This is a genomic window from Nocardioides sp. YJ-D4 (assembly GCF_054031495.1).
The window spans coordinates 220,787-247,623 of the sequence record NZ_CM132932.1 but is presented as its reverse complement, the minus strand read 5'-3'; the positions used below and the strand labels follow the sequence as shown (position 1 = coordinate 247,623).

General features: G+C 70.6%; 25 protein-coding genes and 1 riboswitch. Of the genes, 11 read left to right on the top strand and 14 right to left on the bottom strand.

Translation table 11 applies throughout. The features are described 5' to 3' along the window. The first annotated feature begins 16 nt into the window (after nucleotides 1-16). The 5 genes from ACW14X_RS01275 (at nucleotide 17) to ACW14X_RS01255 (ending at nucleotide 3,715) form a co-directional block, all read left to right on the top strand. Nucleotides 17-1,339, top strand: coding sequence for a DUF881 domain-containing protein (locus ACW14X_RS01275; protein WP_457164425.1), 1,323 nt, complete (start codon nucleotides 17-19; stop codon nucleotides 1,337-1,339). 92 nt (nucleotides 1,340-1,431) lie between these two features. Then, nucleotides 1,432-1,818 carry a glycine cleavage system protein GcvH gene (gene gcvH / locus ACW14X_RS01270; protein WP_350713950.1) on the top strand — a complete coding sequence of 129 codons (387 nt, stop codon included), beginning with the start codon at nucleotides 1,432-1,434 and terminating at the stop codon, nucleotides 1,816-1,818. Nucleotides 1,819-1,944: 126 nt separating this feature from the next. Then, a complete protein-coding gene (locus tag ACW14X_RS01265; RefSeq protein ID WP_160023650.1) occupies nucleotides 1,945-2,427 on the top strand; it encodes an FHA domain-containing protein in 483 nt (160 codons plus the stop codon). An 18-nt stretch (nucleotides 2,428-2,445) separates the two neighbouring features. Beyond that, entirely contained in the window at nucleotides 2,446-3,183 is a 738-nt protein-coding gene (gene ftsR / locus ACW14X_RS01260) for a transcriptional regulator FtsR (protein WP_457164424.1), read from the top strand. Between the two features lie 64 nt (nucleotides 3,184-3,247). Continuing rightward, nucleotides 3,248-3,715, top strand: a complete 468-nt coding sequence (locus ACW14X_RS01255; RefSeq protein ID WP_091042032.1) for a bifunctional nuclease family protein — start codon at nucleotides 3,248-3,250, stop codon at nucleotides 3,713-3,715. A gap of 7 nt (nucleotides 3,716-3,722) precedes the next feature. Here ACW14X_RS01255 and ACW14X_RS01250 read toward each other — a convergent pair whose 3' ends face one another. Continuing rightward, nucleotides 3,723-4,559 carry a helix-turn-helix transcriptional regulator gene (locus tag ACW14X_RS01250; RefSeq protein ID WP_457164423.1) on the bottom strand — a complete coding sequence of 279 codons (837 nt, stop codon included), beginning with the start codon at nucleotides 4,557-4,559 and terminating at the stop codon, nucleotides 3,723-3,725. Between the two features lie 142 nt (nucleotides 4,560-4,701). On the opposite strand from ACW14X_RS01250, the gene ACW14X_RS01245 reads away from it, so the two are divergent. From ACW14X_RS01245 to gcvP, 3 genes are all read left to right on the top strand, one after another. After that, nucleotides 4,702-6,108 (top strand): MFS transporter, encoded by a 1,407-nt coding sequence (locus ACW14X_RS01245; protein WP_457164422.1) that lies wholly within the window; start codon nucleotides 4,702-4,704, stop codon nucleotides 6,106-6,108. Between the two features lie 145 nt (nucleotides 6,109-6,253). After that, the gene (locus tag ACW14X_RS01240) at nucleotides 6,254-6,871 is read left to right on the top strand and encodes a MerR family transcriptional regulator (RefSeq protein ID WP_201451022.1); all 618 of its coding nucleotides are present in this window, start codon (nucleotides 6,254-6,256) and stop codon (nucleotides 6,869-6,871) included. Between the two features lie 81 nt (nucleotides 6,872-6,952). After that, a riboswitch (glycine riboswitch) is annotated at nucleotides 6,953-7,043 on the top strand. Between the two features lie 59 nt (nucleotides 7,044-7,102). Next, a complete protein-coding gene (gene gcvP, locus ACW14X_RS01235; RefSeq protein ID WP_457164421.1) occupies nucleotides 7,103-9,991 on the top strand; it encodes an aminomethyl-transferring glycine dehydrogenase in 2,889 nt (962 codons plus the stop codon). A gap of 51 nt (nucleotides 9,992-10,042) precedes the next feature. Here the strand turns inward: gcvP and ACW14X_RS01230 are convergent, their stop codons facing one another. The 4 genes from ACW14X_RS01230 to pepN form a co-directional block, all read right to left on the bottom strand. Beyond that, nucleotides 10,043-11,266: a hypothetical protein gene (locus ACW14X_RS01230; protein ID WP_457164420.1), complete on the bottom strand. Its 1,224-nt coding sequence runs from the start codon at nucleotides 11,264-11,266 to the stop codon at nucleotides 10,043-10,045. A gap of 123 nt (nucleotides 11,267-11,389) precedes the next feature. Further along, nucleotides 11,390-14,311, bottom strand: coding sequence for an AAA family ATPase (locus ACW14X_RS01225; protein ID WP_457164419.1), 2,922 nt, complete (start codon nucleotides 14,309-14,311; stop codon nucleotides 11,390-11,392). Further along, nucleotides 14,311-15,510 (bottom strand): exonuclease SbcCD subunit D, encoded by a 1,200-nt coding sequence (locus tag ACW14X_RS01220; RefSeq protein WP_457164418.1) that lies wholly within the window; start codon nucleotides 15,508-15,510, stop codon nucleotides 14,311-14,313. The genes ACW14X_RS01225 and ACW14X_RS01220 overlap by 1 nt, the downstream gene beginning before the upstream one ends. A gap of 61 nt (nucleotides 15,511-15,571) precedes the next feature. Next, nucleotides 15,572-18,022: an aminopeptidase N gene (gene pepN / locus ACW14X_RS01215; protein WP_457164417.1), complete on the bottom strand. Its 2,451-nt coding sequence runs from the start codon at nucleotides 18,020-18,022 to the stop codon at nucleotides 15,572-15,574. A gap of 37 nt (nucleotides 18,023-18,059) precedes the next feature. Between pepN and ACW14X_RS01210 the strand changes: the two genes are divergently transcribed. Further along, nucleotides 18,060-18,497, top strand: a complete 438-nt coding sequence (locus ACW14X_RS01210) for an OsmC family protein (RefSeq protein ID WP_160023632.1) — start codon at nucleotides 18,060-18,062, stop codon at nucleotides 18,495-18,497. A 99-nt stretch (nucleotides 18,498-18,596) separates the two neighbouring features. Here the strand turns inward: ACW14X_RS01210 and ACW14X_RS01205 are convergent, their stop codons facing one another. After that, on the bottom strand, nucleotides 18,597-19,658 hold the full coding sequence (locus ACW14X_RS01205) for an S-adenosylmethionine:tRNA ribosyltransferase-isomerase (protein WP_457164416.1): 1,062 nt from the start codon (nucleotides 19,656-19,658) through the stop codon (nucleotides 18,597-18,599). Beyond that, complete coding sequence (locus ACW14X_RS01200) at nucleotides 19,655-20,353, bottom strand: SDR family NAD(P)-dependent oxidoreductase (RefSeq protein WP_457164415.1); 699 nt, start codon at nucleotides 20,351-20,353, stop codon at nucleotides 19,655-19,657. The genes ACW14X_RS01205 and ACW14X_RS01200 overlap by 4 nt, the downstream gene beginning before the upstream one ends. Before the next feature lie 61 nt (nucleotides 20,354-20,414). Here ACW14X_RS01200 and soxR point away from each other — a divergent pair, with 61 nt between their 5' ends. After that, the gene (gene soxR, locus ACW14X_RS01195; RefSeq protein WP_350713968.1) at nucleotides 20,415-20,888 is read left to right on the top strand and encodes a redox-sensitive transcriptional activator SoxR; all 474 of its coding nucleotides are present in this window, start codon (nucleotides 20,415-20,417) and stop codon (nucleotides 20,886-20,888) included. Between the two features lie 119 nt (nucleotides 20,889-21,007). Here the strand turns inward: soxR and ACW14X_RS01190 are convergent, their stop codons facing one another. Further along, the gene (locus tag ACW14X_RS01190) at nucleotides 21,008-21,733 is read right to left on the bottom strand and encodes a peptidylprolyl isomerase (RefSeq protein WP_457164414.1); all 726 of its coding nucleotides are present in this window, start codon (nucleotides 21,731-21,733) and stop codon (nucleotides 21,008-21,010) included. A 184-nt stretch (nucleotides 21,734-21,917) separates the two neighbouring features. Here ACW14X_RS01190 and ACW14X_RS01185 point away from each other — a divergent pair, with 184 nt between their 5' ends. Further along, on the top strand, nucleotides 21,918-22,388 hold the full coding sequence (locus ACW14X_RS01185; RefSeq protein WP_457164413.1) for a GNAT family N-acetyltransferase: 471 nt from the start codon (nucleotides 21,918-21,920) through the stop codon (nucleotides 22,386-22,388). Here ACW14X_RS01185 and ACW14X_RS01180 read toward each other — a convergent pair. The 6 genes from ACW14X_RS01180 to ACW14X_RS01155 all read right to left on the bottom strand — a co-directional run bounded on the left by ACW14X_RS01180 (nucleotide 22,343) and on the right by ACW14X_RS01155 (nucleotide 26,779). Further along, nucleotides 22,343-22,870, bottom strand: coding sequence for a DoxX family protein (locus ACW14X_RS01180; protein WP_457164412.1), 528 nt, complete (start codon nucleotides 22,868-22,870; stop codon nucleotides 22,343-22,345). The two genes, ACW14X_RS01185 and ACW14X_RS01180, sit on opposite strands and share 46 nt — an antisense overlap. After that, nucleotides 22,867-23,058 carry a hypothetical protein gene (locus ACW14X_RS01175; RefSeq protein WP_160023619.1) on the bottom strand — a complete coding sequence of 64 codons (192 nt, stop codon included), beginning with the start codon at nucleotides 23,056-23,058 and terminating at the stop codon, nucleotides 22,867-22,869. Before ACW14X_RS01175 ends, ACW14X_RS01180 begins: the two co-directional genes overlap by 4 nt. A gap of 95 nt (nucleotides 23,059-23,153) precedes the next feature. After that, nucleotides 23,154-24,434 (bottom strand): CehA/McbA family metallohydrolase, encoded by a 1,281-nt coding sequence (locus ACW14X_RS01170; RefSeq protein WP_457164411.1) that lies wholly within the window; start codon nucleotides 24,432-24,434, stop codon nucleotides 23,154-23,156. An 89-nt stretch (nucleotides 24,435-24,523) separates the two neighbouring features. After that, the gene (locus ACW14X_RS01165; RefSeq protein WP_457164410.1) at nucleotides 24,524-25,648 is read right to left on the bottom strand and encodes an endonuclease/exonuclease/phosphatase family protein; all 1,125 of its coding nucleotides are present in this window, start codon (nucleotides 25,646-25,648) and stop codon (nucleotides 24,524-24,526) included. A 9-nt stretch (nucleotides 25,649-25,657) separates the two neighbouring features. After that, nucleotides 25,658-26,407, bottom strand: coding sequence for a VOC family protein (locus ACW14X_RS01160; protein ID WP_457164409.1), 750 nt, complete (start codon nucleotides 26,405-26,407; stop codon nucleotides 25,658-25,660). Between the two features lie 96 nt (nucleotides 26,408-26,503). Further along, on the bottom strand, nucleotides 26,504-26,779 hold the full coding sequence (locus tag ACW14X_RS01155; protein ID WP_160023611.1) for a Fe-S cluster assembly protein HesB: 276 nt from the start codon (nucleotides 26,777-26,779) through the stop codon (nucleotides 26,504-26,506). Between the last annotated feature and the right edge of the window lie 58 nt (nucleotides 26,780-26,837).

The following is a 26,837-nucleotide window of genomic DNA, read 5'->3' as shown; positions in this document are numbered from 1 at the left end:
GAAGAGGAGGCCACCGGTGAAGCGGACTGCCGCCAAGCGGACCCCCGCGAAGAAAGCGCCGGCGAAGAAGCCCGCCACGCCTCCGGAGGAGACCGTCGCCGATCCTGTGACCGATGACGGCGCCACGCCCGAGGCCTCGGACGAAGGTACGCCGCCTGCTGAGCAGGCGCCCGCGGAGTCCGTCGAGACGACCGACGCCGCCGAGGCCGAGGAGCCGTCGGAGACGGACGCGTCCGACGAGGCGGAGTCCGATGAGTCTTCGTCCGATGGTTCTTCGTCCGACGAGGCTGTCGACGAGCCTGAGGAGCCAGCTGCCGAGGAGCCGGTGGCCGACCAGGTGGACGACGTCGAGCCGGTCGAGCCCGTCGACTTCGTCGAGCCCGCTGAGCCCGCTGAGCCCGCTGAGCCTGTCGAGTCGGCTGCGGCCGAGGAGCCGGCCGCCGAGGAGGCCGAGAAGAGCGACGAGCCCGCTGAGGTCACCGAGCCCGACGAGGTCGAGGACGCGGCGGTCGAGGAGCAGACCGAACAGGTCGATGAGCCCGATGAGGCCGAGGCCCCGCCGAAGACCCAGAAGGCCGATGAGCCTGATGAGCCTGATGAGTCTGACGAGCCCGAGGAGGAGCCGGCGCCGCTGGTCGGCCGGGCGCGACTCTTCGACGCGCTCACCCACTTCCGGCGCGGCCAGGTGGCCGTGGCGGTCCTGCTCTGCGTACTCGGCTATGCCGCCGTGGTGCAGGTCCAGACGAACACCGAGGACTCGACGTACGCCGGTCTGCGCGAGCAGGAGCTGATCGACATCCTCTCCGGCCTGGCCGGCACGACGCAGAAGGCCCAGGAGCAGATCGAGGAGCTCGAGGCGACCCGCGACGAGCTGGAGGACCAGACCCTCCAGCAGCAGACCGCGCTGCAGCGTGCCGAGGAGCAGGTTGACACGCTCCGGGTGATCGCCGGGACGGTGCCGGTCAGCGGTCCGGGCATCACGATCGAGATCGACCCCGGCGCCGACCCGCTGCGGCTGACCGCGCTTCTCGACCTGATCGAGGAGCTGCGCACGAGCGGTGCCGAGGCGATGGAGATCGAGGGGGCCGACGGCGAGGCCGTACGCCTGGTCGCGTCGTCCTCGATCGAGGTCAGCCAGCCCGGCGCGGGTCTCAACGTGGGCGGCGAGCTGATCAGCCCGCCCTACCGCCTCCAGGTGATCGGCCCGCCCGACACGCTGGCCGGCGCGATCGACTTCTACCAGGGCCCGCAGGACCAGCTCGAGGAGCAGGGCGCGGAGGTCAAGGTGGAGTCGGAGGAGAAGATCGACATCGAGTCGATTCACACCGTGTCCCGCTGACCGTTTCGTCGGTGGGTCGCAGTAGGGTTTCGACAACAGCTCGCGGGACGATCTTCCGCAGCCAGACCAGTACGCCTGATGAGGAGATGGCCGTGTACCCCGAGGACCTGAAGTACACCAGCGAGCACGAGTGGCTGCGCAACCCTGGCGAGACCGAGGGCTCCGTACGGATCGGGATCACCAACTACGCCCAGGACGCCCTCGGCGACATCGTCTACGTGTCGATGCCGGCCGTCGGCGACACGATCAAGTCGGGCGAGAGCTGCGGCGAGCTCGAGTCGACCAAGTCGGTCAGCGACATCTACGCGCCGATCTCCGGCGAGGTCGTCGCGATCAACGGATCGCTCGACGCCACGCCCGAGCTGGTCAACGATGACCCCTACGGCGGGGGCTGGCTGTTCGAGGTCACTCCGTCCGATCCTGCCGAGCTGGAGAGCCTCCTCGACGCCGCGGCGTACGAGGCATCGCTCGACGCCTAAGGCCGTGCGCTAAGAATTGGCGCAGCCCAACCGAACACCTGGGCCGACCTGATAGGTTGCGGATACCATCCCTCAACGTTCACTTGAGGGTAGGTGCCCGGCCCTCGATGAACCTGGAGCTCAAAAATGTCCGTGTGCCCCGCTTGCGGCAGCCAGAACCCCGACGAAGCGCGGTTCTGCTCGCAGTGTGGCGTAAGCCTGACCGGGACCGACCAGACCTCGACGATTCAGCTCGGGGCTGACGCCGACACCTCTGACCGGGTGCTCAGCCCGGTCGAGGCGGCCACCGTCGAGGCCCTGCCGCGGGGCAACGGCATGCTCGTCGTGCAGCGTGGTCCCGGTGCCGGAAGCCGCTTCCTGCTCGACCAGGACACCGTGGTCGCGGGTCGTCACCCGGACAGCGACATCTTCCTCGACGACGTCACCGTCTCGCGTCGCCACGCGGAGTTCGCGCGCACCGGCGACACCTTCGAGGTCTCCGACGTCGGCAGCCTCAACGGCACCTACGTCAACCGCGACCGGATCGAGAAGGTCGTCCTCAAGGACGGCGACGAGGTCCAGGTCGGCAAGTTCCGGCTCGTCTTCTACGCCGGGCACGAAGGGGCGTAGCCGATGGCCGCCGCCGCGATGCCTGACCCTCAACGGCCGGCTAGCGACTCGGGGGAGCGGCTCAACATCGGGCAGGTCCTGGATCAGCTGCGTCCGGACTTTCCCACGGTGACGATCCCCAAGATCCGCTTTCTCGAGGACAAGGGACTGATCAAGCCGGAGCGCACACCTGCGGGCTACCGCAAGTTCTCCCGCCGCGATGTCGAGCGGCTGCGCTATGTCCTGAGGATGCAGCGCGACCACTACCTGCCGCTCAAGGTCATCGGCGAGCACCTCGACGCGATCGACCGCGGCCTCGAGCCGCCGGCGATCGAGCCGACCGTGCCGACGGTCCCGACGGTCGCCCTGACGCCCACCGGCGCGCCGGGCGCGGAGTCGTTCCGGCGTACGGACAACATGCGGATCTCGCGGCGCGAGCTCCTCAAGGTGGCCGAGGTCGACGACGCGCTGCTGACCGAGCTGGAGAAGATGGCGCTGGTGGTGCCGCTGCGCAGCGGTCACTACGACACCGATGCCCTCGCGATCGCGCGCACCGCCAAGGAGCTGGCCGAGTTCGGCATCGAGCCTCGTCACCTGCGCGGTATGAAGGCCGCTGCCGACCGCGAGGTCGGCCTCATCGAGCAGATCGTGGCGCCGCTGCGGCGCCCCGGGAACGCCGGAGCGCAGGGCCGGGCCGAGGAGATCGGCAGCGAGATCGCCTCCCTGGCGGTCCGTCTGCACGCCACCTTGGTGAAGTCTGGACTGCGCGACCGCTGACTCGGTCGATGTCGGCGGTCAACCGGGCTGCTGTCGCGACCCGGAGACGGGTAGGGTGGATGACATGCGCGAGGTCGATGTGCTCGGAGTCCGAGTGGAGATGCCCTCCAACCAGCCGATCGTGCTGTTGCGCGAGGTGGCGGGTGAGCGATACCTGCCCATCTGGATCGGCGCGGTGGAGGCGACCGCGATCGCCTTCGCCCAGCAGGGCGTGGTCCCGCCGCGGCCGCTGACCCACGACCTGCTCAAGGACGTGCTGGAGGCGACCGGCAACGAGCTCACCGAGGTGCAGATCACCTCGGTCACCGACCGCGTCTTCTACGCCAACCTGGTCTTCGCCTCGGGCGTCGAGGTGAGCGCGCGGCCGTCGGACTCGATCGCGCTGGCGCTGCGTACGGGGACCAAGATCGTGGTCTCCGACGAGGTCCTCGACGAGGCGGGGCTCGCCGTCCCGGCCGAGCAGGAGGACGAGATCGAGAAGTTCCGCGAGTTCCTCGACGAGATCACGCCCGAGGACTTCGAGTCCCACTGAGGCGGGATCACTCGCTGAGCGCGAGCATCGCCTTCTCGTCGATCGTGTCGGCCTCCGCCTGGTAGACGACGAGGCGCTGACCGCCGGTGCGGGCCAGCTGCATCACCTCGTAGGTGAGCGTCATCCGGCCGACGTGCGGATGCTCGAACGTCTTGGTGCCACCGCTGCGCTCGCAGACGTCGTAGCGCTCCCACATCTCGGCGAACTCCGGCGACTTGAGCAGCAGCTCGCCGACGAGCGCGGCCAGGCGGGGCGAGTCGAGGTCGGTGCCACCGATGGCGCGCAGGTGGGCGACCGAGCTGGCCACCGTCTGGTACCAGGGGTCGAGCAGGCGTCGACCCACCGGGTCGAGGAAGTGGTAGCGGGTCAGATTCCGATGCTCCCGCGGTCCCTCGCACAGTCCCGGGTAGAGCCGTCGCCCCGGCCGGTTGGCGGCGAGTGCATCGTTGTGCCTGCTGAACACGAAGGCCGGCAGCGGTCGTAGCCTCTCGATCATGGCGAGCACCGAGGGACGTACTGTCGTGTCGGTCGTCGCCTGAGGCTCGCTGAACCGTCCCGAGGCGACCTCGGCGAGCTCGTGCAGGCGCTGATGGGCATCGCCGGTGAGGCGCAGTGTGCGGGCCAGCGAGTCCAGCACGGCCGTCGACGGGTTGGTCTCCCGTCCGCGCTCCAGCCGCGTGTAGTAGTCCACCGAGACGCCGGCGAGCGCCGCGAGCTCCTCGCGCCGCAGCCCAGGCGTACGCCGCACGCCGGTGCCGGCGGGCAGGCCTGCCTCCTCCGGGGTCACCCGGGCCCGGCGGGCACGCAGGTAGCGCCCCAGCTCGGTCGCAGCCATATCGCTCATCCCTACCAGTGTGCCGCAGGTCAGGTTCGCGTGAGGGGCCGTGTCACACCCACCCCTGGTGACACCCCGGCATCGCGCGGTCTGCCTCTGCGCGCGCGACGCGACCAGACTTTCGGGGACAACGACCTGGAGGAGGAGCACGATGACCGCAGTAGCCCATGAGGTGCCGAGCGGAGGTCCGGCAGCCGCGCCCGCGGGAAGCGTTCGAGCGCTGCTCGCCGCACTCCTGGGCTTCACGGTGATCACCGTCGACGTCTCCGCGGTCAACATCGCGCTGCCCTACCTGCACCGGGACCTGGGTGGCGGGATGGCTGGTCTGCAGTGGGTCGTGGATGCGTACACGCTGATGTTCGCGGCCCTGATGCTCTCGGCGGGCGCGGTGACCGACCGGGTCGGACCGGTCCGGGCCTATGCGCTGGGGGTGGTGCTGTTCACCGTCGCCTCCGTGGCCTGCGCGGCCGCTCCGGTGATGCCGGCGCTCATCGCGGCCCGGGTGCTGCAGGGTGCTGCCGCCGCGCTGGTCATGCCGGCGTCGCTGGCGCTGGTCCGGGTGGCGTACGACGATGCGCGGGCCCGAGGGCAGGCCATCGCCGTGTGGACGATCGGCGGATCGGCGGCGATGGCGCTGGGGCCGGTGGCCGGAGGCCTGCTGAGCGAGTACGCCGGCTGGCGCTGGGTGTTCCTGGTCAACGTCCCGGTCGGGATCCTCATCGTCGCCCTGCTGGCCGGTCTGCGGATCCGGGCGGTACGGCGCCGGGCACCGCTCGATCTCCCTGGCCAGGCGCTCGCCGTGCTCGCGCTGTCGGCGCTGACGTACGCCGTCATCGAGGCCGGTCACGCCGGCTGGCACGCGCCTGCCCTGCTCGCGGCAGCGGTAGCCGTCTCGGCGGCCGTCGCCTTCGTCGTGGTGGAGCGTCGCTCGGCGGCGCCGGTGCTGCCGCTCGCGCTGGTGGCCCAGGGGAGGGTCGCGGTCGCGCTGGTCTCCGGGTTCGGCATCAACTTCGGGTTCTACGGCGGGATCTTCCTGCTCGGCCTCTACTACCAGCAGGTGCGGGGCTGGAGCGGTGCCGAGGCCGGGCTGATGTTCGTCATCCCGGCGGCCATGACCACCTGCGCCAACGTCGTGGCGCCGCGCCTGGCGTACGTCGTGGGCCGCCGCGCGCTCATCGTCGGGGGCCAGCTGATCCTCGCGGCCGGAATGCTCGCCCTGCTCCCGCTCACGACGACGACGCCGGTCTGGCTGGTCCTGGTGCTGCTCGTCCCGCTCGCCACCGGCGGCGCGCTGGCGATCACCCTCGTCACCGCCGACCTGATCGACGCCGTCGAGCCCGCCCGCGTGGGTGTCGCGACCGGCGCGCTGAGCACGTTCCGGCAGACGGGCGGCGCGATCGCGGTCGCCGTCTTCGGTGGTCTGGGGGCCGGTGTGTCCGGGATCCTCACGCTCCCGGGGATGCAGGTATCTCTCCTTGTCGGGGCCGGCGTCCTGGTGCTGACCGCCCTCGTGGCGACCGCCAGGCGTCGAAAGCCTCAGGCTCTACTTGAGGGTTAGCCGCGACGACACGCCGGAGGGGGTTCTTTGACCAGGGCCCTTGCGGCGCTTACCTTGTAGTTGTCTCTGTTGTAACTCCAACGATGTGGTCCCCCCGCCGCAGCCGTTCATTCCCCGAGTGGAGTTACGCACAACGGAGTAGACGATGGAGGACATCGTGTTCGACCACGAGCAGAAGCCCGGGCACGGCGCCGACGACGCGCAACGCGCGGCGGAGCAGGCTGACGAGCAGGGCCTTCTCTTCACCGACGATGTCTCGCCCCTGCCGAGCGACACCGGTTACCGCGGGCCGACGGCCTGCAACGCTGCGGGGATCAGCTACCGCCAGCTCGACTACTGGGCGCGCACCGGTCTCGTCGAGCCGAGCGTGCGTGGGGCCACCGGCTCCGGCACCCAGCGGCTCTACTCCTTCCGCGACATCCTGATCCTCAAGGTCATCAAGCGGCTCCTCGACGCCGGCATCTCGCTGCAGCAGATCCGCGCTGCCGTGCAGCACCTGCGTGAGCGGGGCACCGACGACCTGACCCGCGTCACCCTGATGAGCGACGGCGCCTCGGTCTACGAGTGCACCAGCAACGACGAGGTCATCGATCTGCTCCAGGGCGGGCAGGGCGTCTTCGGCATCGCCATCGGTGGCGTCTGGCGCGAGATCGAGGGCACGCTCTCCGAGCTCCCCAGCGAGCGTACGACCGACGACGGCGAGCAGGTCGCCTCGATGTCCGATGAGCTCTCCGCCCGCCGCGCGGCGCGCAACGCAGGCTAGTAAACGTCACGTAACACTAGACCCCGAGGTCCCCGCAGAGGCGGGGCCTCGGGGTCTAGTCGTTTATGCTGGAGCTGCTGACCATCCCGCACGGGAGAGCTCCTCTCGAAGGGGCGCCGAAGGGGCAATTCCTCCCCGGAAACTCTCAGGCATCCACGACTGTGCGGACCAGGCAACTCTGAAGCGGCGCAGGTGCGGTGACAGAGGGGGAGGGCGTACGAGTTGTCTTAGATGCCCTCAGGAGCCACTGTGTCCGACACGCCCACTCTGTCCGAGCTCGACGCCGCCTCCCCGTTCGTGGCGCGCCACGTCGGACTCTCGGCCGCCGACGAGGCGACCATGCTCGCGCGGCTCGGGTACGACTCGGTAGCAGCGATGATGGACGCCGCCGTCCCGGCCGGGATCCGCTCGGTCGAGTCGCTGGACCTGCCGGCCGCGCTGAGCGAGGCGCAGGTCGCGTCGCTGGCGCGGGAGATCGCAGCCTCCAACAAGCCCGGCGAGGCGATGATCGGGCTCGGCTACCACGCCACCGTGACGCCGCCGGTGATCCGTCGCAACGTGCTCGAGGACCCCAGCTGGTACACCGCCTACACGCCCTACCAGCCCGAGATCTCCCAGGGCCGCCTCGAGGCGCTCATCAACTTCCAGACCATGGTCGGCGACCTGACCGGCCTCCCGGTGGCCAACTCCTCGCTCCTGGACGAGGGCACCGCGGCCGCCGAGGCGCTGGCGCTGGTCCACCGGGCCAACCGCAAGGGCTCCGGTCCGTTCGTCATCGACGCCGACGCCCTGCCGCAGTCGATCGAGGTCGTGAAGGTGCGTGCCGAGGCGATGGGCCTCGAGGTCGTCGTGGCTGACCTCTCGGAGGGTCTGCCCGAGGGCGACGTGATCGGCGTGCTGGTGCAGTACCCCGGCGCCTCCGGTCGCGTCCCCGACCTCAAGCCGATCATCGACGCCGCCCACGAGCGGGGTGCGCTCGCCGTCGTCGCCGCCGACCTGCTCGCGCTCACCGTCCTGGAGGCGCCCGGCACCCTCGGCGCCGACGTCGTCGTCGGCTCCACCCAGCGCTTCGGCATCCCGCTCTTCTACGGCGGCCCGCACGCCGGCTACATGGCCGTCCACGAGGGGATCGAGCGGCACCTGCCGGGTCGTCTCGTCGGCGTCTCCGTCGATGCCGAGGGGCGGCCCGCGTACCGTCTCGCTCTGCAGACCCGCGAGCAGCACATCCGCCGCGAGAAGGCGACCTCCAACATCTGCACCGCGCAGGTGCTGCTGGCCGTCGGCGCTTCGATGTACGCCGTCTACCACGGCCCCGACGGGCTGCGGACGATCGCGACCCGGACCCACCGCTACGCCGCCGTCCTGGCCGCCGCGCTCAAGTCGGCCGGGCTCCCGCTGGTCTCGGAGACGTTCTTCGACACGCTGGGTGTCACCGTCCCCGGCCGGGCGGCAGACGTCGTCACCGCGGCGCGCCGTTTCGGCGTACATCTTCGTCTCGTTGACGCCGACACCGTCGGTATCTCGACCTCGGAGGCGACCACGCGCTCGACCCTGTCGGCCGTGCTCAACGCCTTCGGCGTCGCGGGTGCGGACCTGGACGAGATCGACCGCACCACGGCCAGCGCGCTGCCTGACGGCCTGCTGCGCACCACCGACTACCTGACCCATGAGGTCTTCAACGCGCACCACAGCGAGACCCAGATGCTGCGCTACCTGCACAAGCTGGCGGCGCGCGACTACGCGCTGGACAAGGGCATGATCCCGCTCGGCTCGTGCACCATGAAGCTCAACGCGACCACCGAGATGGAGCCGATCTCGCTGCCCGGCTTCGCCGACCTGCACCCGTTCGTGCCCGCCGAGGACGCCGCCGGCTACACGCGTCTGGTCGGTGAGCTGGAGGGCTGGCTGGCAGAGGTCACCGGCTACGACGAGGTCTCCATCCAGCCGAACGCCGGCTCGCAGGGTGAGTTCGCCGGCCTGATGGCGATCCGCGGCTACCTGGACGCGCAGGGCCAGGGTCACCGCAAGATCTGCCTGATGCCGTCCTCCGCGCACGGCACCAACGCCGCCTCGGCCGTGATGGCCGGGATGAAGGTCGAGGTCGTGAAGTCGTCCGAGGACGGCACCGTCGACCTCGACGACCTGCGGGCGAAGCTGGACGCCCACGGCGAGAACGTCGCCGCGATCATGGTGACCTACCCCTCGACCCACGGGGTCTACGAGGAGGGCATCACCGAGGTCTGCTCGCTGGTGCACGAGGCCGGCGGTCAGGTCTACATCGACGGCGCCAACTTCAACGCGCTCCTGGGCTACGCCAAGCCCGGCGAGTTCGGTGGCGACGTCTCCCACCTGAACCTGCACAAGACCTTCTGCATCCCGCACGGCGGTGGCGGTCCGGGCGTCGGCCCGGTCGCGGTCCGCTCCCACCTGGCGCCCTACCTGCCCTCGCACTCCCTGCACCCGGACACCTCGAAGCGCTCGGGCATCGGCGCGATCTCGGCGGCTCCGTACGGCTCGGCCGGCATCCTGCCGATCTCGTGGGCGTACGTCCGGCTCATGGGCGCCGAGGGTCTGACCCGGGCGACGTCGGCCGCGGTGCTGTCGGCCAACTACGTGGCCTCGCGCCTCAACGAGCACTTCCCGGTGCTCTACCGCGGCGAGACCGGCCTGGTCGCGCACGAGTGCATCCTCGACCTGCGGCCGATCACCAAGGAGACCGGTGTCACCGTCGACGACGTCGCCAAGCGGCTCATCGACTACGGCTTCCACGCCCCGACGATGTCCTTCCCGGTCGCCGGCACACTCATGGTCGAGCCCACCGAGTCCGAGGACCTCGGCGAGCTGGACCGGTTCATCGACGCGATGATCGCGATCAAGGGCGAGATCGACCGGGTCGCCTCGGGCGAGTGGACCGCCGAGACCTCGGTCCTGCGCGGTGCTCCGCACACCTCTCGTGCCCTCGTCGGCGACTGGGACCGCGCCTACTCCCGCGAGGAGGCCGTCTTCCCGCGCGGCATCGACCCGGACAAGTACTGGCCGCCGGTGGCCCGCATCGACAACACCTACGGCGACCGCAACCTGGTCTGCTCCTGCCCGCCGGTGGAGTCCTTCGCCGAGTGACGTTATCGCCGAGTCGGCGCGTCGTGACGCGCCGACTCGGCGAGGTCTTGGTCAGCTCAGGGTCATGATCGGCTCGCCGTTGGCGTTGAGCCCGGTGCCGTGGGTGCACGTGCCGGACCTCGGCGCGCCGCCGTTGTAGGCCTGGCGTAGGCAGTTGCGCAGGGCGAGCTGTCCCCAGTAGTTGGGGTGCAGGCTCTCCTGGATGTAGTAGTTGCCGCTCGCGGTGGAGACGGTGCGGATCTGGTTGACCCACTCGGTGCGGTCGACCGCACCAGAGGCCCGCCAGCTCGACAGCCCCTTCTCCTCGAGAAGACCCACGGTGTTCTCGCACAGCCGACGGCCCGCGAAGGCGCCGGTGACGTCGATCTTCTTGATGTTGGTCAGCCCGGAGTCGCTCGCCGCACCCGAGATCGCGTTGTTGATCGTCGGCAGGATCGTGTTGTACGCGTAGTCGGCATCCGCGTTCCAGAAGCCGCAGCCGCCGGTGTTCTGACGGGTGTAGCCGGACTCGCTGTAGCGGTAGACCGAGGAGGTCGCGAGCGGCGAGGGCACGTTCTGGACGATCAGGGTCCAGGCGCCGTCCGCGTAGCCCGCGTTTCGCATGGCGGTGCGTACGTTCTGGAACGCGGTGGCGATCCTGGCGCGTACCGCGGCGACGTTGCCGGCTGCCATGGCGTTGGTGACGACGGCGTCGTCCTTGCAATAGTCCTTGCTCCAGGACGGCGAGAGCAGGAAGTTCTGCACGCACTGGGTGACGATCGCGGCGAAGTTGAAGTCGTTGCCGCCGATGCCGATCGTCACGGCCTTGACGTTGTGGCTCGCCGCGAAGCTCTGCAGCATGAGGGCCTGGCCCTGGTTGCTGCCGCTGGAGTAGAAGTCGATGCCGGGCTTGAAGTAGCCCTCGCTGGTCGTGGTCGTGGCGACCTTCGCGCCCGAGCAGGCCAGGTTGAGCCCGTTCACGCCACCGCCGACGTACGCCTCGGCCGCCGTGCTGCGGTGGCAGCGGTTGATCGTCTCAGCGGTGTGGCCGGCGTTGTCGAAGTAGGTCGCGCTGCCACCCGCATCGACGAGCGACTCGCCGGAGTTGCTGTTGCCGGCCCAGCGGCCCGCCTCGCCGGAGACGTAGCTGTCACCCACGGTGACGATCCACGGTGTGCCGCTTCCGGGGCCGTCGGCGTGGGCGGGTGAGGCCATCAACGTCGTCGCGGAGAGCAGCGACGCTGGTAGGAGAAGGGTCGCGGCGACCTGGGCGACACGGGTGCTGAGACGTGGCACGGAAACCTCCGGGTGGTCTGGGACGGCTTCCGCGGTGCGGAGCCGCCTCAGGCTAGTGACGTACGTCACTCCCGGGGAACTACTGGCGGGTAATAACTCTCGTCCCGAGGGTAAATTCTTCGCTCAGACGCCGACGACGTGGAGGGTGGAGCCGTCGCGGCCCTTGGCCACGGCCAGCTGGGTGGGGATGCGCTCGCGCATCTCGGTGACGTGGCTGACCACGCCGATGATGCGGCCGCCCTCGCGGAGGGTGTCGAGGACGTCGAGTACGTCATCGAGGGTGTCGGCGTCGAGGGAGCCGAAGCCCTCGTCGACGAAGAGGGTGTCGAGCATCTGGCCGCCGGCCTCGTTCATGATCACGTCGGCAAGGCCCAGGGCCAGCGCGAGGGAGACCACGAAGGTCTCGCCGCCCGACAGGGTGGCCGGGTCCCGCGACTCGCCGGACCAGTCGTCGCGGACCATCAGGGCCAGGCCGCCGCGGCGGTCGCCGGCGCCCTTGGCCGCGGAGTGCTCCAGGGCGTAGCGCTGGTCGCTCATCTTCGCCAGCCGCTCGTTGGCGGCGGCGACGACCTGGGTGAGGCGGTAGGCGACGACGTAGGCCGACAGGCTCATCTGGAGCTGGTTGTCGCTGCTCTTGCCCTCGGCGAAGGAGGCGATCCGGGCGGCGACCTCGAGGTCGTCGCGTACGGGAGCCCAGGCCGAGAGCGCGCCGGTCAGGTCGCGCTGCAGGGAGTCGAGGCGGGCGGCCCGGTTGGCGGCGGTGTCGGCCGCCGAGCGGGCCGCATCAGCGGCGTCGGCGGCCGTGCGATGGGCGGTGGCGAGCGCCGGCAGGTCCGGCTCCTCGGTGGCCAGGATCTCGGCGGCGCCGGGGGAGTCGAGGGTCGCCCGGGCGGCCGCCAGGCTGTCGGCGTACGTCTTGATCTGGCTGTTCAGCGCCGCGACCCGCTCCGGTGGTAGCGCCGCGGCGAGGGCATTCTCGGGGGTGTCGAAGCCGGCCCGGACCGCGGTGGCGGTAAGGGTGCGCTCGGCCCCGGCGAGCGCCTCGGCGGTGCGGGTGGCGGCCTCCAGGCGCTCGAGGCTCGTGGTCGCCGCGCGGTGGTCGCGTTCGAGCGCGGTGAGGAGGGCGTCGAGATCTGTGTGGTCCCCGCGGACGTCGGTCAGCTGCTCCTCGAGACGCTCGCGTTCCTCGGTGAGATGACGGATGGTGGTCTCGAGCTCGGCGGCGCGGGTCTCGAGCTCGGCGCGGAGCGTCGCCGAGCGGGCCCGGGCCTCCTCGACGGCGGTGAGCTCGGCGCGCAGGCTCGGCTCGCGGGCAGCGGTGCGCTCCAGACCGGCCAGGCGCTCGGCCATCGACGCGGCCGGCTCGTCGGTCTCCCCGGCAGCCTCCTGGGCGAGCTGCAGACGGGTGGTGAGGTCGCGCACGTGCTGGCTGCGGGCGTGCTCCTCGGCGCTGGCGTTGTCGTAGGTCGACTGGGCGGCCTTCTCGGCAGCCGCGTCGGGGGCGCCGTCGGCGGGGGAGGCCTTGTGGGGGTGCTCGTGCGAGCCGCACACCGGGCAGTCCGCGCCGACCGCGAGCGCCCCGGCGAGCTCGGCCGCGATGCCGTCCAGCCGGGCCTGGCGTACGTCGAGATAGCGGGTGCGCGCCTCCATGGCGGCCGTCCTGGCCGCCTCGTGCCGGGAGCGGGCGTCAACGAGCTCCCTGGTCAGTCGGCCGACCTCGGTGACCGCGGCGACCTGAGCACGCAGCACCGGGATCGCCGCGGCAGCCTCGGTGGCCGCCGCCAGGTCCGCGGTGAGGGCCTCGGCCTGCTGCGGCAGCTCCTCGGCGAGCCGGGCCTGCTCGCGGGTCTGGGTGAGGAGCCGGTCCTGCTGGGTGCCGGTGGCCGCGAGCTCGCGGGTGACCTCGCTCAGGCGCTGCTGGACCGGCACCAGGGCACGGGCCTGGGCGAGACGGGCCGAGATCCGGTCCACCGCCGCCTTGGCGTCGGTCAGGGTCAGGTCGCTCGGGGCGAGCGAGGTCGCTCGGGCGTGCTCGCGCCGCGCCTGGTCGGCGAGCTCGCTGACCCCGGCCACCGCCTCGGCCCGTTGGGCGGCCTCGACGCGGCGTACGCGCTCCTCCTGCTCCTCGGCCGCGGCGACGAGACGGCTCTCGGCGGCGGCGGCTGCCCGGAGGCCGCGCTGCTTCTCGGCCATCGCCCGGGCGGCGTCGAGCGCGGCGAGGGTCTCCGACTCCGCCGCCAGGGCCTCCATGGCGGCGCCGGAGGTGACGGCCTGTGACTCGGTGGCCTCCTCGGCCAGCGCACGGGCCCAGGTGGCGATCGCGCCGTCGCCGGCGGGGAGGCCGAGGTCGTGGACGTCCCAGTCGTCGGGGAGGGTGACGGCCGCGGTCTCGCTGATCCGGCTCACCACCTCGGCGACGCCGGCGTTGAGCTCCTCGGAGCGCCGCCGGAGCTCGACGCGGCGCTCCCGCAGCCAGCGCTCGACATCGGCGAAACGCTCGGTGCGGAAGAGGCGCTCGAGCAGCCGTTTGCGCTCCTCGGCGCTGGAGCGGAGGAAGGCCTGGAAGCGGCCCTGGGGGAGCATCGCGACCTGCACGAACTGGGTCAGCGTCATGCCGAGGAGGTCCGAGACCAGGTGGCCGGCCTCGTCGAGGCGGGTGGTGAGGGTGCGCCACTCCTCGCCGACCTGCTCCATGAGCACGACGGAGGCCTGCTGGGTCGTCGTGCCGGCCCCACGCCGCTTGGGCCGCTCCCAGGAGGGGGAGCGGGTGATCCGGAAGCGTCGCTGGGCGAGCGTCGCCTCCAGGACGACCCGCGTGGCGACCTCGGCCGGGGCCCGGTCGCTGCGCAGCCGCTTGGCGACCGAACGGTCACCGGGGACGTCGCCGTAGAGCGCGAAGCAGACCGCGTCCAGGACGCTGGTCTTCCCGGCGCCGGTGGCGCCGGAGAGCAGGAAGAGCCCCGCCTCGGAGAGCTGGTCGAAGTCGACGCTCACCGTGCCCGTGAACGGGCCGAACGCGGCGACCTCCAGGTGGTGAAGGCGCATCAGAAGAGCACCTCGAGCCACTCCTCTTCCTCGGCGACGCCGGAGCGCGAGTCGAGCGAGTCGACCTCGGGATCCTCACAGCAGGCGTCCACGGCGGTCTGCAGCAGCGCCAGCTCGGCCTTGGCCGCCGGCTCGCCGCGGAGCTCGGCCACGAACTCGGTGACCAGGTCGATGTCGCGCCGCGGCCGGGACGGGTCGGGCTGCGAGAGCGCACCCAGGACCGGCGCGGTCGACTCGAAGCCCAGCACGAGGGTGTGCGGGAACCGTCTCCGCAGCCGCTCCATGGCCTGGGCCGGGCGGATCCGGTCGGTCAGGGTGACCTGCAGCCACGACTGCTCGTGGACCTCGTGGCGGGGGTCGCTCAGGAGCTCCTCGAGCGTGCCGCGCAGCCTGGCCAGCTTGCGCGGGACCGGCGCCTCCACGAACTCGCTGGCGACGAAACCGGACTCGTCGAGATCGATGAGCCAGGACCCCTTGAGGTGGTTGGCCTCGGAGAACGAGTAGGCCAGCGGGGAGCCGCTGTAGCGCACCGTGTCGGTGATCGTGTGGCGGCCGTGGAGGTGGCCGAGGGCGGCGTAGGAGATGTCCTCGAAGAGGCTGGCGGGCACCATCGAGACGCCGCCGACGGAGATGTCGCGTTCGGAGTCGGAGGGCTCCGCGCCGGTGACGAACGCGTGGGCCATCACCACACTGCGACCACCCCGCTGGTCGAGGTCGGCGCGGACCCGCTTCATCGCCTCGCCGAGCGCCGCCTGGTGGGAGCGCGACTCCAGCCCCCACGACGCCCTGGCGGCGTCGGGGTCGAGGTAGGGGAGACCGTAGAAGGCCACCTCGCCGTGCTCGTCGGGAAGCATCACCGGGCGGCCGACCCCGGCCAGGTCGGTGCGGATGAAGATGCCGGCGGCGTCGATCAGCTCGGAGCCGAAGCCGAGTCGCTGCGCAGAGTCGTGGTTGCCGCTGGTGATGACGACCTTCGCCCGCGAGGCCGCGAGCCGGGAGAGCGCCTCCGAGGCCAGCCGCACCGCATCGACCTGCGGAAGCGCCCGGTCGTAGACGTCGCCGGATACGCACACCACGTCGACCGATCCCTGCTCCACCACGGAGAGGAGATGGTCGACGTACGCCGCCTGGTGCCCGAGCATGCCCTCCCGGTGGAAGGACCGGCCCAGGTGCCAGTCGGAGGTGTGCAGGATCCGCATGAAACGAAAACTATCGGTGAGCACGGACAGTCTTGCCCCCGACTCACCGCCGGAGCCTCGGCTACGCGGGATAGGTCACCTTGATCGCCAGCTGCCGCTGCAGGTTGTCGGCCGCGTCGGACACTCGGCGGCGTACGCCCGGGTCGAGATCCAGCTCGATGACCGCCCGCGCGGCAGCGAGGGTCTCCTCGGTCACCGAGCCGCTCGGGAAGAACGCCTCGGCGGCCTCGGCCAGGCTCCAGCCCGACCGCTTCTCGGCGGTGGCGGGAAGCTCGGCGAAGTAGCGATCGACGTAGCCCGCGGTGAGATCGGCCGGCCCGGTCCAGAATGCCCTTCCGGCGGCCAGGATGTCGTAGTTGGGCAGGTCGGTCTCGCCGGTGAACACCGACCAGCCGTACGCCTTCGCCTCCGCGTCGGGGATGCTGACCAGGGCGCCGTTGAGATGGATGCGGGCCTCGTTGGCGGGCTCGGTGTCATAGGCGGCGTGCAGCTCCTCACGAGAGGCGAAGCCCTGCTCGGCGAGCTTGGCGAGGATGCGCCAGCGCAGGTCGAGGTCGGTCTCGATCCCGGCCGGGGGAGTGGTGAGCCATTCCCGCAGCAGCGACTCGGAGGACGCCGAGCGGATCGCCGCGCGGTAGGACGACAGCTGCAGCTCGGAGCCGGGAGCGACCTCGGCGAGCTTGCGGAGGGCCGCCTCGTGGAGCCGCTCGCGCGCCCCGGCGGGCGCCAGCGGCACCACCGAGCCGAAGAGCCACGGCATGGTGCGCCGCGGGGTGTCCTCGACGTCCTCGACCGGCAGCGACGCCTCGGCGATGTCGATGACGTCGGCCGGGTCGACCGCGGCGTTGAACCAGGCGCTGCGCAGGTTGTTCCACACACCCGCCCGCAGACCGTCGTCGGTGATCTCCGGGAGGGCCGCCTTGAGCGCCTGCACCGTCTCCCAGTCGGGGATCGCCGCGGCCCAGGTGTCGTCGTAGGGGTCGAGCACGACCGCGTTGGCGGCGACCTGGAGCGGCGTCTGGTCACCGCTCACCGTGATCTCCTCGGTGGTCCACCGGGTGCCGTTGAGGATCGCCGCGCGGAAGGTGTGGGAGCGATCGGCGGGGTGCAGCGACGGAGCGGTGCGGTTGACGACCATCTTGGCCGGGTCCCACGAGAGCGTGTCCGGGCCGGCCTTGAGCAGCCACTGTGAGGTGAAGGTGTCGAGGTCGAACTCGACCCCCGCCTCGGCCGCGGCGGCATCCCAGGAGCCGAACAGGTCGTGCATCGTCGCGTTGCCGAACCGGTGCCGGTTGAAGTGGTCGATCGCGCCCGCGAAGAAGACGCCGTCGCCCAGGGACGCGGCGAGCTGGCGCAGGATCGCGGAGCCCTTGGAGTAGGAGATCCCGTCGAAGTTCTGCAGCGCGGAGACGGCGTCCTCGGCACCGTTGCCGGCGACCGAGTGCGTCGATCCGCGCTGGTCAGCGGTCAGGCCCCACTGGCGGCGGGCGTAGGACATGTCGGCCCAGGCATCGGCGTACTCCGTCACCTCGGCGGTCACCCGGTTGCCCATGTATTCGGCGAAGGACTCGTTGAGCCACAGGTCGTCCCACCACTGCGGCGTGACCAGGTCGCCGAACCACTGGTGAGCCATCTCGTGGGCGACCGTGGTGGCCCGCTGGATCCGCATGCCGCGGGTCACGCGGGAGGTGAAGACGAGCGGGTCCCGGAAGGTCACGCAGCCCGGGTTCTCCATCGCGCCGGCGTTGAACTCCGGCACGAACGCCTGGTGGTAGTTGCCGAACGGGTAGCGGATGCCGAAGAGCCGGTGGAACTCGTCGAAGCACTGCTTGGTGATGGTGAAGAGCTCCTCGGCGTCCTTGTCGAGGTCGGCGGCGATGCTCTGCCGCGAGCTCAGCGACAGCGGGATCCCGTCGTGCTCGTCGTGGATCATGTGCCACGGGCCCGCGACGAGCGTGACGAAGTACGTCGAGAGCGGCTGGCTCCGCTCGAACTCCCAGGTCCCGGGCTCGGTCTGGGTGCCCGGCGCGTTGCCGATCACCGTCCAGTCGCGCGGCGCGGTCACATGGAAGGTGTAGGGCGCCTTCAGGTCGGGCTGGTCGAAGCAGGCGAAGATCGTCGGGGCGGCGTCCATGAAGCACATCCCGTAGACGTAGGCACGTCCATCGGCCGGGTCGACGCTGCGGTGGAGCCCCTCGCCGTCATTGCGGAACGGCATGGTGGCCTCGACGACGAGCTCGTTCGGGCCCTCCTGCGTGGTGATCGGAAGGCGACCCTTGGCGAGCGTCGCCGGGTCGACAGCGCCGCCGTTGAGAGTGATCCGCGCGACCGAGACCGGCTTCAGGTCGACGAATGTCGGCCCGCCCTTCGATGTGAACCGGATCGTCGTCACCGAGTGGAAGGTCTCCTCGTGGGAGGCCAGGTCGAGACGTACGTCGTAGTCCTCGATCTTCAGCAGACCGGCACGGGCGGTGGCCTCGTCTCGGCGCAGGGGCAGGCTCTGGGTGCTCACGTCGCACAGGCTAACGGGCAGATGGCACTCTTACCCCATGACTTCTGATGCGGCAGACCAGCGCTCGGTATCTCTGGAGAAGATCGGCGAGCACCGCTTCCGTGCGACCAACGCGCGCGGCGGCACCGTGGTGATCGGCCACGGCGACGACCCCGACTTCACCCCGGTCGAGCTGCTCCTCGCTGCCCTGGCCGGCTGCAGCGCCCTGGACGTCGACTTCATCACCGGCAAGCGGTCCCCGATGGAGACCTTCGAGGCGCTCGCCGCGGGCACCAAGATCCGCGACGAGCAGGGCAACCGTCTCGTCGACCTGTCGGTCACCTTCGACATCACCTTCCCCGAGGGCGAGGCCGGCGACGCCGCCCGCAAGGTCCTCCCGGACGCGATCAAGAAGTCCGAGACCCGCCTGTGCACCGTCGGCCGCACCGTCGCCGTCGGCACCCCGGTGACCTACGGCGAGGGCGCCCTCTCCTAACCCGCCGAGACGTCACTCCCGTCGGCCGAGATGGCACCGAGGTGCCCTCTCGGCCGACGGGGTTGACGCTTCGGCCGACGTACGTGACGCCTCGGCGTCTCAGGGGAGCAGCAGCGCGGAGTCGCCGAACTCGTGCCACAGGTAGCCCTCGGCGACGGCGGCGTCGTAGGCCGCCTGGGTGAGCTCGGGGCCGGCGACGGCCTCGACCAGCAGCAGGTGGCTGGCCTGTGGGTCGTGCCAGCCGGTGATGAGCCCGTTGACGACGTACGGCGGGTTGGCCGGTGTGATCACCCGGTCGGTCCAGCCGCTCGCCGCCTTGACCGCGCCCGTCGCGGGGATGACCGCCGACTCGAGGGCTCGGGTGACGGTGGTGCCGGCCGCGACGACGCGGCCGCCGGCGTACCTGGTCTGCTCCACCAGCCGTGCCGTGGTCTCGGAGACCTCGAACCACTCCGCCCCAGGGGCCTCGCCGGCCTCCTGGGAGGAGACGCCGGTGTGCAGCGTGATGGGCGCGATCTGGATGCCGCGAGTGACCAGCTCGGTGACCAGCGGGTGGGTGAACGGTCGCGCTGCCGAGGGCATCTCCGCGCTTCCGGGGCGGTGCCCGAAGACGGTCTGGTAGGCGGAGAGCGGGTAGCGTCGGTCGAGATAGCCGTACGCGATCGGGCGGCCCGCCCGCTCGAGCTCGGCGCTCACGTCGCCGGTGACGCGGGCGCGCCACAGCCGGTTGCCCTCGCCGGTGGGGGAGGAGGCGCGGCCGTCGGGGTAGGGCTCGCGCAGGGTGACCCGGAGACCGGCGGTCACGATCACGTCGCCCTCGGCGGCGTCCAGCACCGACCGGGAGGCGTCCGGGGCGGAGCGGATCTCAACGGCCCAGCCGGTGTCGAGACGCTGGGCGAGGTGGAGTACGACCCGGCCGCGCCCGATCATGTCGGCGTCGAGCTGGCGCGCCTCGGTCACCGAGTCGTTGACCACGACCAGGTCGCCGGGGGAGAGGTGATCGGCAAGGTTGCGGAACCGGGAATGTCGTACGCCGCCCGGCGACGCCACCAGCAGGCGCACCCCGTCGCGTTCGATGCCGCGCCACTCCGCAGGGGCGGGGGCGGTGGTCTCCTCAGGAAAGGGGAACGTGGTGGTCGGTCGTTCGGCGAGCATGGTCATCGGGTTGCTCCTACAGATGCGAGTTCGGTGGCGCGGTAGCGCCCGGACGGCTGGTCGCCGGAGAGCAGCGCGAGCAGGTGCGGAACGACCGATTCCGGCAGCGGTCGGTCGGAGATGTCCTCACCGGGGAAGGCGGCCTGGTGCATCGCGGTGCGCATGTCGCCGGGGTCGACGGCGTACGAGCGGATGCCGTTCTCCTCGCCGAGGGTGAGGATCAGATGGTCGAGCGCCGCCTTGCTCGCTGCGTACGTTCCCCAGGTCGGGTAGTGCTCCACCGCCGCGTCGCTCGAGATGCCCACGAGGGTGCCGCGCGAGGCGATCAGATAGGGGAGGAGCCGCTGCGTCAGCGTGAGAGGGGCGAGCAGATTGGTCTCGAGCACGCGCGAGAAGAGGCTCTCCGGGACCTCGGCCAGCGGAAGCATGGGGCCGAGCTCGCTGGCGTTGTGCACGAGCAGGTCGAGGCGTCCGTGCCGGGCGACCGCGGCGGCGATCGCGTCCTGATGGTCGAGATCTCGTACGTCGCCGCTCAGCGTCGTCACCCGAGGGCTGTCCGGCAGAGCGGCATGGAGGCGGTCGGCGTTCCGGGCGTCGGTGACGATGCTCCAGCCCTTGCCGATGAGGGAGGTCGCGAGGGCGAGTCCCAGCCCCGCGGAGCCGCCGGTGATGACGGCTACTTCGTTGTCTGATCTGTTCATGCCCCCTAGGATTCAACCTAAAGTGAACTTGAGATCAAGGGCTGTGACAGAAAAGAGTGAGATGAACACCCACGACCTGCTCACGATGGGCGAGGTGACCCGGCGCAGCGGCTATGCCGCCTCCGCGGTGCGCTACTACGAGAGCCAGGGCCTGATCCGGGCCGAACGATCGGCCGGGGGACAGCGTACGTTCGAGCGCAGCGTCCTGCGGCGGCTCGCCTTCATCCGGGCCGCCGCCAACGTCGGGCTCTCGCTGGACGAGATCAAGGCCGAGCTCGACTGCCTGCCGGGGGACCGAACCCCCACGAAGGCCGACTGGGCACGCATGTCCAGGCACTGGCGCCGTCGCCTCGAGGAGCAGATCCACGCCCTCGAGCGTCTCCGTGACAACCTCGACTCCTGCATCGGCTGCGGCTGCCTCTCCCTGCAGCGCTGCGGCATCTCCAACCCCAACGACGCCGCCGCGGCCCAGAGTGCCGGCGCCGCGTACCTCCCCAAGGTTCTCCGCCGCGACCCGCCCCGCCGCCGCGCCTGACCAGCCGAATCGGTAGAAGCTGCGTGCCGAGAACGCAGTTGTGGGCGACGAAACCGGAGTTTCGTCGCCCACAACTACCGATGCGGCGCGCCATACGTGCGGATTCGGCGCGAGGGTGATCAGCCTACGGTGATCGTCTCGAACTCGACAGGCGTCTTGGGAGCGCCGGTGCCGTCGGGGCCGGCCTCGCCCACGCCGGCCTCGCCGACCTCCTGGAGGGTCTTGATGGCGGCCTCGTCGAGGGTGCCGAAGACGGTGTAGGCGGGCGGGAGCTGGGTGTCGCCGAAGACCATGAAGAACTGACTTCCGCCGGAGTTGGGCTGGCCGGTGTTGGCCATCGCGAGGGTGCCGGCGGGGAAGGTGTCGCTGTCCTTGAACTCGTCGGGGATCGTGTAGCCCGGGCCGCCGGTGCCCTGACCGGTCGGGTCGCCGCACTGCAGCAGCTCGAAGCCGGGGTTGGCGCCGAGGCGGTGGCAGCTGGTGCCGTCGTAGTAGTCCTGCGAGGCCAGCGAGAGGAACGAGTTGACCGTGCAGGGCGCCTTGTCGGCGTCGAGGGTGATCGCGAGCGGGCCGACGGAGGTGTTGATGGTGGCGGCGACCTTGCCGGTGTACTGCGCGGTCTTCTCCGGCTGGTCCACCTCCTTGGAGGCGCCCATCGGGTCCTCGACGTAGTCGCAGTCCGTCGAACCGGGCTTCACGATCGACTTCCAGTCGCTGGACTCGCTCGACTTCGGGCCCTTGCTCTCCGCGGCGGGGTCGGAAGCGGACCCGTCGTCGGAACCACAGGCGGAGAGCGTCAGGAGCAGGACAGCGGCGGCAACGGCCGGGAGCGCACGAGAAGGCATGCCCAGATGCTAGGGGAGCAGCCTGAAGGTTCCCTCGACGGACCCCGCATGGCGATGCCGCCAGCTTCTTCGGTCAGCGTTGGGGCTGCGCACTATCGCACACCTTGGTCGTCGGCCGCGATAGTGCACCAGCCCCGTTGCACCCAAAAGCCACGACGAGGAAGGGCTCGGCTACCCTCCAGCCGTGCCTGTGCTTTCGCTGCGTTTCGAGCTCGACGACCTGACCCGGCCAGAGGTGATCCGGCTCCTGGAGGACCACCTCGAGGACATGTACTCGGTGACACCGGCCGAATCGGTGCACGCGCTCGACCTCGAAGCGCTGAAGGTGCCCGAGATCGCGTTCTGGTCGGCCTGGGAGGGTGACGAGCTCGTCGGCTGCGGCGCGCTGAAGTCTCTCGGCGAGGGTGACTACGAGCTCAAGTCGATGCGCACGACGGCTGCCGCCCGGGGCCGCGGCGTCGCGACCGCGATGCTGCGCCACCTCGTCGACCAGGCCCGGTCACAGGGAGGGAGTCGGGTGCTTCTGGAGACCGGGACCGAAGCCTTCTACGAGCCCGCCCGGCGCCTCTACGCGGGCAACGGCTTCACCGAGCGCCCGCCGTTCGGCAGCTACGTGCTCGACCCCAACTCGGTCTTCTTCGAGCTCTCGCTGTAGTCGTCGACCGGCGGAGCGCCCCGCCGGAACAGCAGGTCGTCGAGGGCGAGCTTGGTGCGGCGTACGACGATCAGATAGACCGCGATCGCGAGCCAGCCCAGGTCGCGCAGGGTGTCGGCGAGATAGGCGGGGTCGGCCGAGGCGCCGCCGCCACCGAAGCAACCGCAGTCGATGTTGAGCCCGCGCGCCCAGGCCGAGGTGATCCCGACGAGGAACGAGCACAGGCCGAGCGCCGTCGCCACCGCCGCAGTCCGGGTGAAGAGCCCGAGGATCAGCAGCGCACCGAGGACGATCTCGGCGATCGGCATGGCGATCGCGTACGCAGGAGCCAGCTGCCACGGCAGCAGCTGGTAGCCGCGCACCGCCTGCTCGGTGATCGCCGGCTCGGGCAGCTTGGCGAGCCCGGCGGCGAGGAACACGAAGCCGAGGTAGAGGCGGCCGGCGAGGCCGATCCAGCCCAACAGATCAGCGCGAGTCCTCATGAGAGCACCACCCAGGAGGTGCGCAGGACACCGAAGACGACGAACGCCGCCACGACCGCGTAGCCGGCCCACAGCAACGGCGCCGGCGAGACCTCGTCCCTGATCTCACGCCGCACGAACCACACCCCGAGCGCCAGCACGGCCACGGAGACCGCGACCAGCCCGACGACGTACCACACCTCGTTCACATCGCCAGCGTGCCACAGCCGAGGCCCGCAACCACCGCCCGGACGCCCGCCTTCAGCGCATCTTCAGGCTGCGGGCCGGCTTCTCAGGAAATTCGTCAGGGTTGCAGCCACCACGGGCTGGCGTAGGCGATGCCCAGGTCGTTGCAGGGGTGGCCCTCCGGCCCCGGGGTCGCGTTGGCCTGGGTCGGGTCGCTGACCCGCAGCAGCACCCAGTCGCCGTCGTCGACGGAGACCGGCACCGTGACCGAGACCGGGTCGCCGACGCGGAACGCCACGACGTCGGCCACGGTGGGCACCGACGGCCCCGGACGCAGCACCTGCAGATGGAGCTCCCGGCCGACCCACTCCTCGTCGCGAGCCAGGTCAAGCGTGAACCGCATGTCGCCGCCACGGCCGGGGACCACTGAGCCCATCCGGTGCTCGACGCCGTCCAGAGCCGCCACCGCGTCGACCCGGAGTCCCGAGGTGCGAGTGGCGAAGAACCGCCGCGCCCGCATCGCCTCGAAGACACCGGTGCGGTCGTGGGAGGCGACCCACAGCCCGGTACGTCCCTTGCCCTCCGGGTGTCCCCAGTCGGTGCCGTGCTCGTCGGTGACCCCACTGATCCCGGTGCGCCAGCCGGCGTTGAGGCACTGACACAGGGGAGAGGTCTTCCCGTCGGCAAAGCCTTCGAAGAGATAGTCGTCGCCCCGGTTGAACATCTCCAGCGACACCATCCGCTCCCGCGCCCGCGCGTCGTAGCGGAACTCCTGGAACCGGAACGGCTCGCGCCCGGGATGGTTGAACCCGGCGATCCCGTCCGACCCGCCATCGATCAGCGGCGTGGAGGGCGAGCGCATCAGCCAGTCGAAGAACGGCCGCATCGCGCCGACGTCGACGATGTCGGTGAAGTGCTCGCTTCCCCACACGTTGATATGACCCAACAACGGCTCGGACCACTCGAAGCCGCGGATCGCGGTGAAGGTGCCGTCGGCGTTGGCCGCATCGGCCAGCTCGCGGGTCCGGCCCCAGTCCGAGCGGGTGATGCCGCCGAGCTGCTTGTACGCCGCCGGCAGCAGCCCGGCGAGCGCATCACCGAGGATGTGGTCGGAGACCGTGGCATGGTCGGTGAGCGCCGCGACGTCGAGCCCGGCGCTCCGCATCGAGTCGAAGGCGAGGTCAGGGTCGCCGTCGCCGTCCGACATCAGCGTGTGGTTGTGCAGGTCGGCATGGACCAGCGTGGTCCCGGACGAGAGCCGCGACAGCCGGCTCGCCCCCACGCCGGCCCGAGCGGTCGCCGAGGCCGCCGCACCCGTGAACGACGAGGACATCGACGCCAGCAGGAGCCCCGCTCCCGCCGCTCCCAGCGCCGTGCGCCGCGTGAGCGGCCTGCTCATCGACCGAAGAGGCCCGTGCTGCTGTCCGTGTCCGAGGCACATGGCCCCTATTTCACGCAGATCCCAGCGGCGTACGGGAGGCTTTCAGATCACAGGTCGGTGAAGTCGGCGTAGAGACAGGCATGGTCGGAGGCCGCATGCTGCTCCGCGGTCAGCGTCGGGAACAGGTCCCAGGGATCCTTGGTCCGCGGTCCGTGCCATACGCCCTTGCGGAAGACGCCGCCACCGGTCTGCTTCGCGCGCAGCGCGGGGGAGAGGAGCAGGTAGTCGATCTTGGCGTCCTCATTGCCGGAACCGTACGTTCCGCGCCGGTGGTTCCAGTCCCAGTTCGCGTGCTCGCTGGCATCCACGAGCCCAGAGACGGACAACAGTGGCTCCAACGATCCGCCGGCGGGGGAGTCGTTGAGGTCGCCGGCGACGCAGACGTTCTCGAAGCCCTCGTCGAGCAGGCCTCGATAGATCTCCGCGACCCGCTTCGCCTGCCGGCCGCGCCGCTTGGCGCCGAGCGGGTCGCCCTTCTCCGAGTAGCCCTTCGACTTGAAGTGGTTGGCGAGGACCACGATCCGCGCGCCGCTGGGAGCGTCGAGGTGATACTCGCAGCAGTCGCGGGAGAAGATCACGCCCTCCTCGTCGCGGTCGAAGATGTGGGTACGCAGCTGCGCCAGGCGATAGCCGTCGCCGACCATCACGCCGACGTCGATGCCGCGCTCGTCGTTGCCCTCCACGACCATCACCTGCTCGTACGCCTCGGCGCCGACCTCGGGCAGCAGCGTCTGGGAGAACATGTGCAGCCCCGGCCGGTCGTCGGCCTCGACGACCACCGCGACCTCCGCCCGCAGCTCGGCGAAGACGCGCGCGGTGTTCTCGGTCGCGATCTCGTCGACGGCGGTCGTCTTGAGCTCGACGAACCCGACCCAGTCGTTGCGCCCCTTCGCGACCAGCTGCACCGGTCCCGAACGCGGGCGTTTGAGCAGCGAGCCGCGCATCTTCCGGAGCCGCGCGAACTCGCCCTCGTCGCTCTTCAGAAGCCCCAGCTTCTCGAGGTTGTCGAGGATCTCCTGCTCATCGCCCTGATAGCTGGGCTGGGCGAGAAGCGTGGAGACGCGGGCGTGAGCGGTCAGGACCGCTCGCCGCGTCGTGGCATCGGCCTCGTCGGCGTCCATCGCCTTCGGCCGGGCGAAGAGGTTCTCGACGTTGAACGATGCGAGCCGCATCTCCCCAGGTTAGGCCACTCGACCGGTCACCGGGTCGCGATCGGTGAGGCAGTAGATCTGCCCGTACGGCGCGCGCATCACCGTCCACCACTCGAAGACGCCGACGGTGTCGGCGCCGAGCGCCTCGTGACGGCAGGTCTCCGAGGCGCGGTTGGCGACCGCGACATCGGGGTGAGCCCCGACCTCACCGTCCTCGTCGCCGAGCCGCTGCAGGAGGATCCGGAGCCCGCCGTGCGGATCGGGGTCGGCGAGGCGTACGAACTCGGGGGACTTGGTCTGCTCGGGCGTGCGGCCGGTGACCGCTGCCCAGAAGGTGACCTCCTCGTCCCAACGGGAGCGAGGGATGTCGATGCAGATCTGGTCGACCACCCGCTCCGGCTCCGAGCGCGCGAAGCGCGGCTGGGACTCCTCGCCGAGCGTGTGGCAGAAGAGCATGCCGCCGGGGGAGCGCATCACCGGAACCCCGTCGTACGTCCAGGCCGGAGTCGCGCCATGCGACACCGACCGCTCCACCGCTGCCTCACGGTCGGTGGCGTCGAGGTCGACGTGGATCCGTGGCTCGCCGTCGTCGAGGGCCTGCATCTTCAGCCAGGAATCGCCCGTCTGCGGTACGAGCGTGACGAACTGACCGTCCTCGCCCCTCGGCGGCGAGATCGCCCATCCGGTCGCCGCGGACCAGAATCCGACCGCCTCCTCCCATCGTTCCCGTGGGACGTCGAGGAAGAGGTGGAACCAGGCAGGTGCGCCAGTGGAGCTCATGCCCGCGACCCTACGCGTGCGACGAGGCGGATGTGGTCGAAAACGACGTACGCCGGGGTGCACCGCGACTGCGGCACACCCCGGCGTGGCGCGGGATCAGCCCTGCTGGGAGATCCCGAACTGGACGTTGCCGGAGGCATCCATCCCGGCGTCGAGGATCTTGTCGTCGAGCTCGGCGGCAGCGCCCTGGTCGAGGAAGACCCGCGCACCCTCCTGCTCGATGACCTGGTCCTCCGCCTCGGCGGTCGGGACGAGAGCGGCGCTCAATGCGCCGTCCGGTTCTGTGTTGGAGGCGAGCCGGAGGCCGGCGCCCTGGGCCTGCTCGGAGATCGAGCGGACGATGGTGGTGGCGTTCTCGGTCAGCTGAAGCATGTCGAGATCTTCCATGGTTGGGTACGGAGTACCCGCTCCACCATTCCTCACAGATCGG

Coding starts and splice junctions, on each gene's coding strand:
- ACW14X_RS01265 (WP_160023650.1), top strand. CDS start 1,945: ATGTCCGTGTGCCCCGCTTGCGGCAGCCAGAACCCCGACGAAGCGCGG.
- ftsR (WP_457164424.1), top strand. CDS start 2,446: ATGCCTGACCCTCAACGGCCGGCTAGCGACTCGGGGGAGCGGCTCAAC.
- ACW14X_RS01255 (WP_091042032.1), top strand. CDS start 3,248: ATGCGCGAGGTCGATGTGCTCGGAGTCCGAGTGGAGATGCCCTCCAAC.
- ACW14X_RS01250 (WP_457164423.1), bottom strand. CDS start 4,559: ATGAGCGATATGGCTGCGACCGAGCTGGGGCGCTACCTGCGTGCCCGC.
- ACW14X_RS01245 (WP_457164422.1), top strand. CDS start 4,702: ATGACCGCAGTAGCCCATGAGGTGCCGAGCGGAGGTCCGGCAGCCGCG.
- ACW14X_RS01240 (WP_201451022.1), top strand. CDS start 6,254: ATGGAGGACATCGTGTTCGACCACGAGCAGAAGCCCGGGCACGGCGCC.
- gcvP (WP_457164421.1), top strand. CDS start 7,103: ATGCCCTCAGGAGCCACTGTGTCCGACACGCCCACTCTGTCCGAGCTC.
- ACW14X_RS01225 (WP_457164419.1), bottom strand. CDS start 14,311: ATGCGCCTTCACCACCTGGAGGTCGCCGCGTTCGGCCCGTTCACGGGC.
- ACW14X_RS01220 (WP_457164418.1), bottom strand. CDS start 15,510: ATGCGGATCCTGCACACCTCCGACTGGCACCTGGGCCGGTCCTTCCAC.
- ACW14X_RS01210 (WP_160023632.1), top strand. CDS start 18,060: ATGACTTCTGATGCGGCAGACCAGCGCTCGGTATCTCTGGAGAAGATC.
- ACW14X_RS01205 (WP_457164416.1), bottom strand. CDS start 19,658: ATGACCATGCTCGCCGAACGACCGACCACCACGTTCCCCTTTCCTGAG.
- ACW14X_RS01200 (WP_457164415.1), bottom strand. CDS start 20,353: ATGAACAGATCAGACAACGAAGTAGCCGTCATCACCGGCGGCTCCGCG.
- soxR (WP_350713968.1), top strand. CDS start 20,415: ATGAACACCCACGACCTGCTCACGATGGGCGAGGTGACCCGGCGCAGC.
- ACW14X_RS01190 (WP_457164414.1), bottom strand. CDS start 21,733: ATGCCTTCTCGTGCGCTCCCGGCCGTTGCCGCCGCTGTCCTGCTCCTG.
- ACW14X_RS01180 (WP_457164412.1), bottom strand. CDS start 22,870: ATGAGGACTCGCGCTGATCTGTTGGGCTGGATCGGCCTCGCCGGCCGC.
- ACW14X_RS01170 (WP_457164411.1), bottom strand. CDS start 24,434: ATGAGCAGGCCGCTCACGCGGCGCACGGCGCTGGGAGCGGCGGGAGCG.
- ACW14X_RS01165 (WP_457164410.1), bottom strand. CDS start 25,648: ATGCGGCTCGCATCGTTCAACGTCGAGAACCTCTTCGCCCGGCCGAAG.
- ACW14X_RS01160 (WP_457164409.1), bottom strand. CDS start 26,407: ATGAGCTCCACTGGCGCACCTGCCTGGTTCCACCTCTTCCTCGACGTC.
- ACW14X_RS01155 (WP_160023611.1), bottom strand. CDS start 26,779: ATGCTTCAGCTGACCGAGAACGCCACCACCATCGTCCGCTCGATCTCC.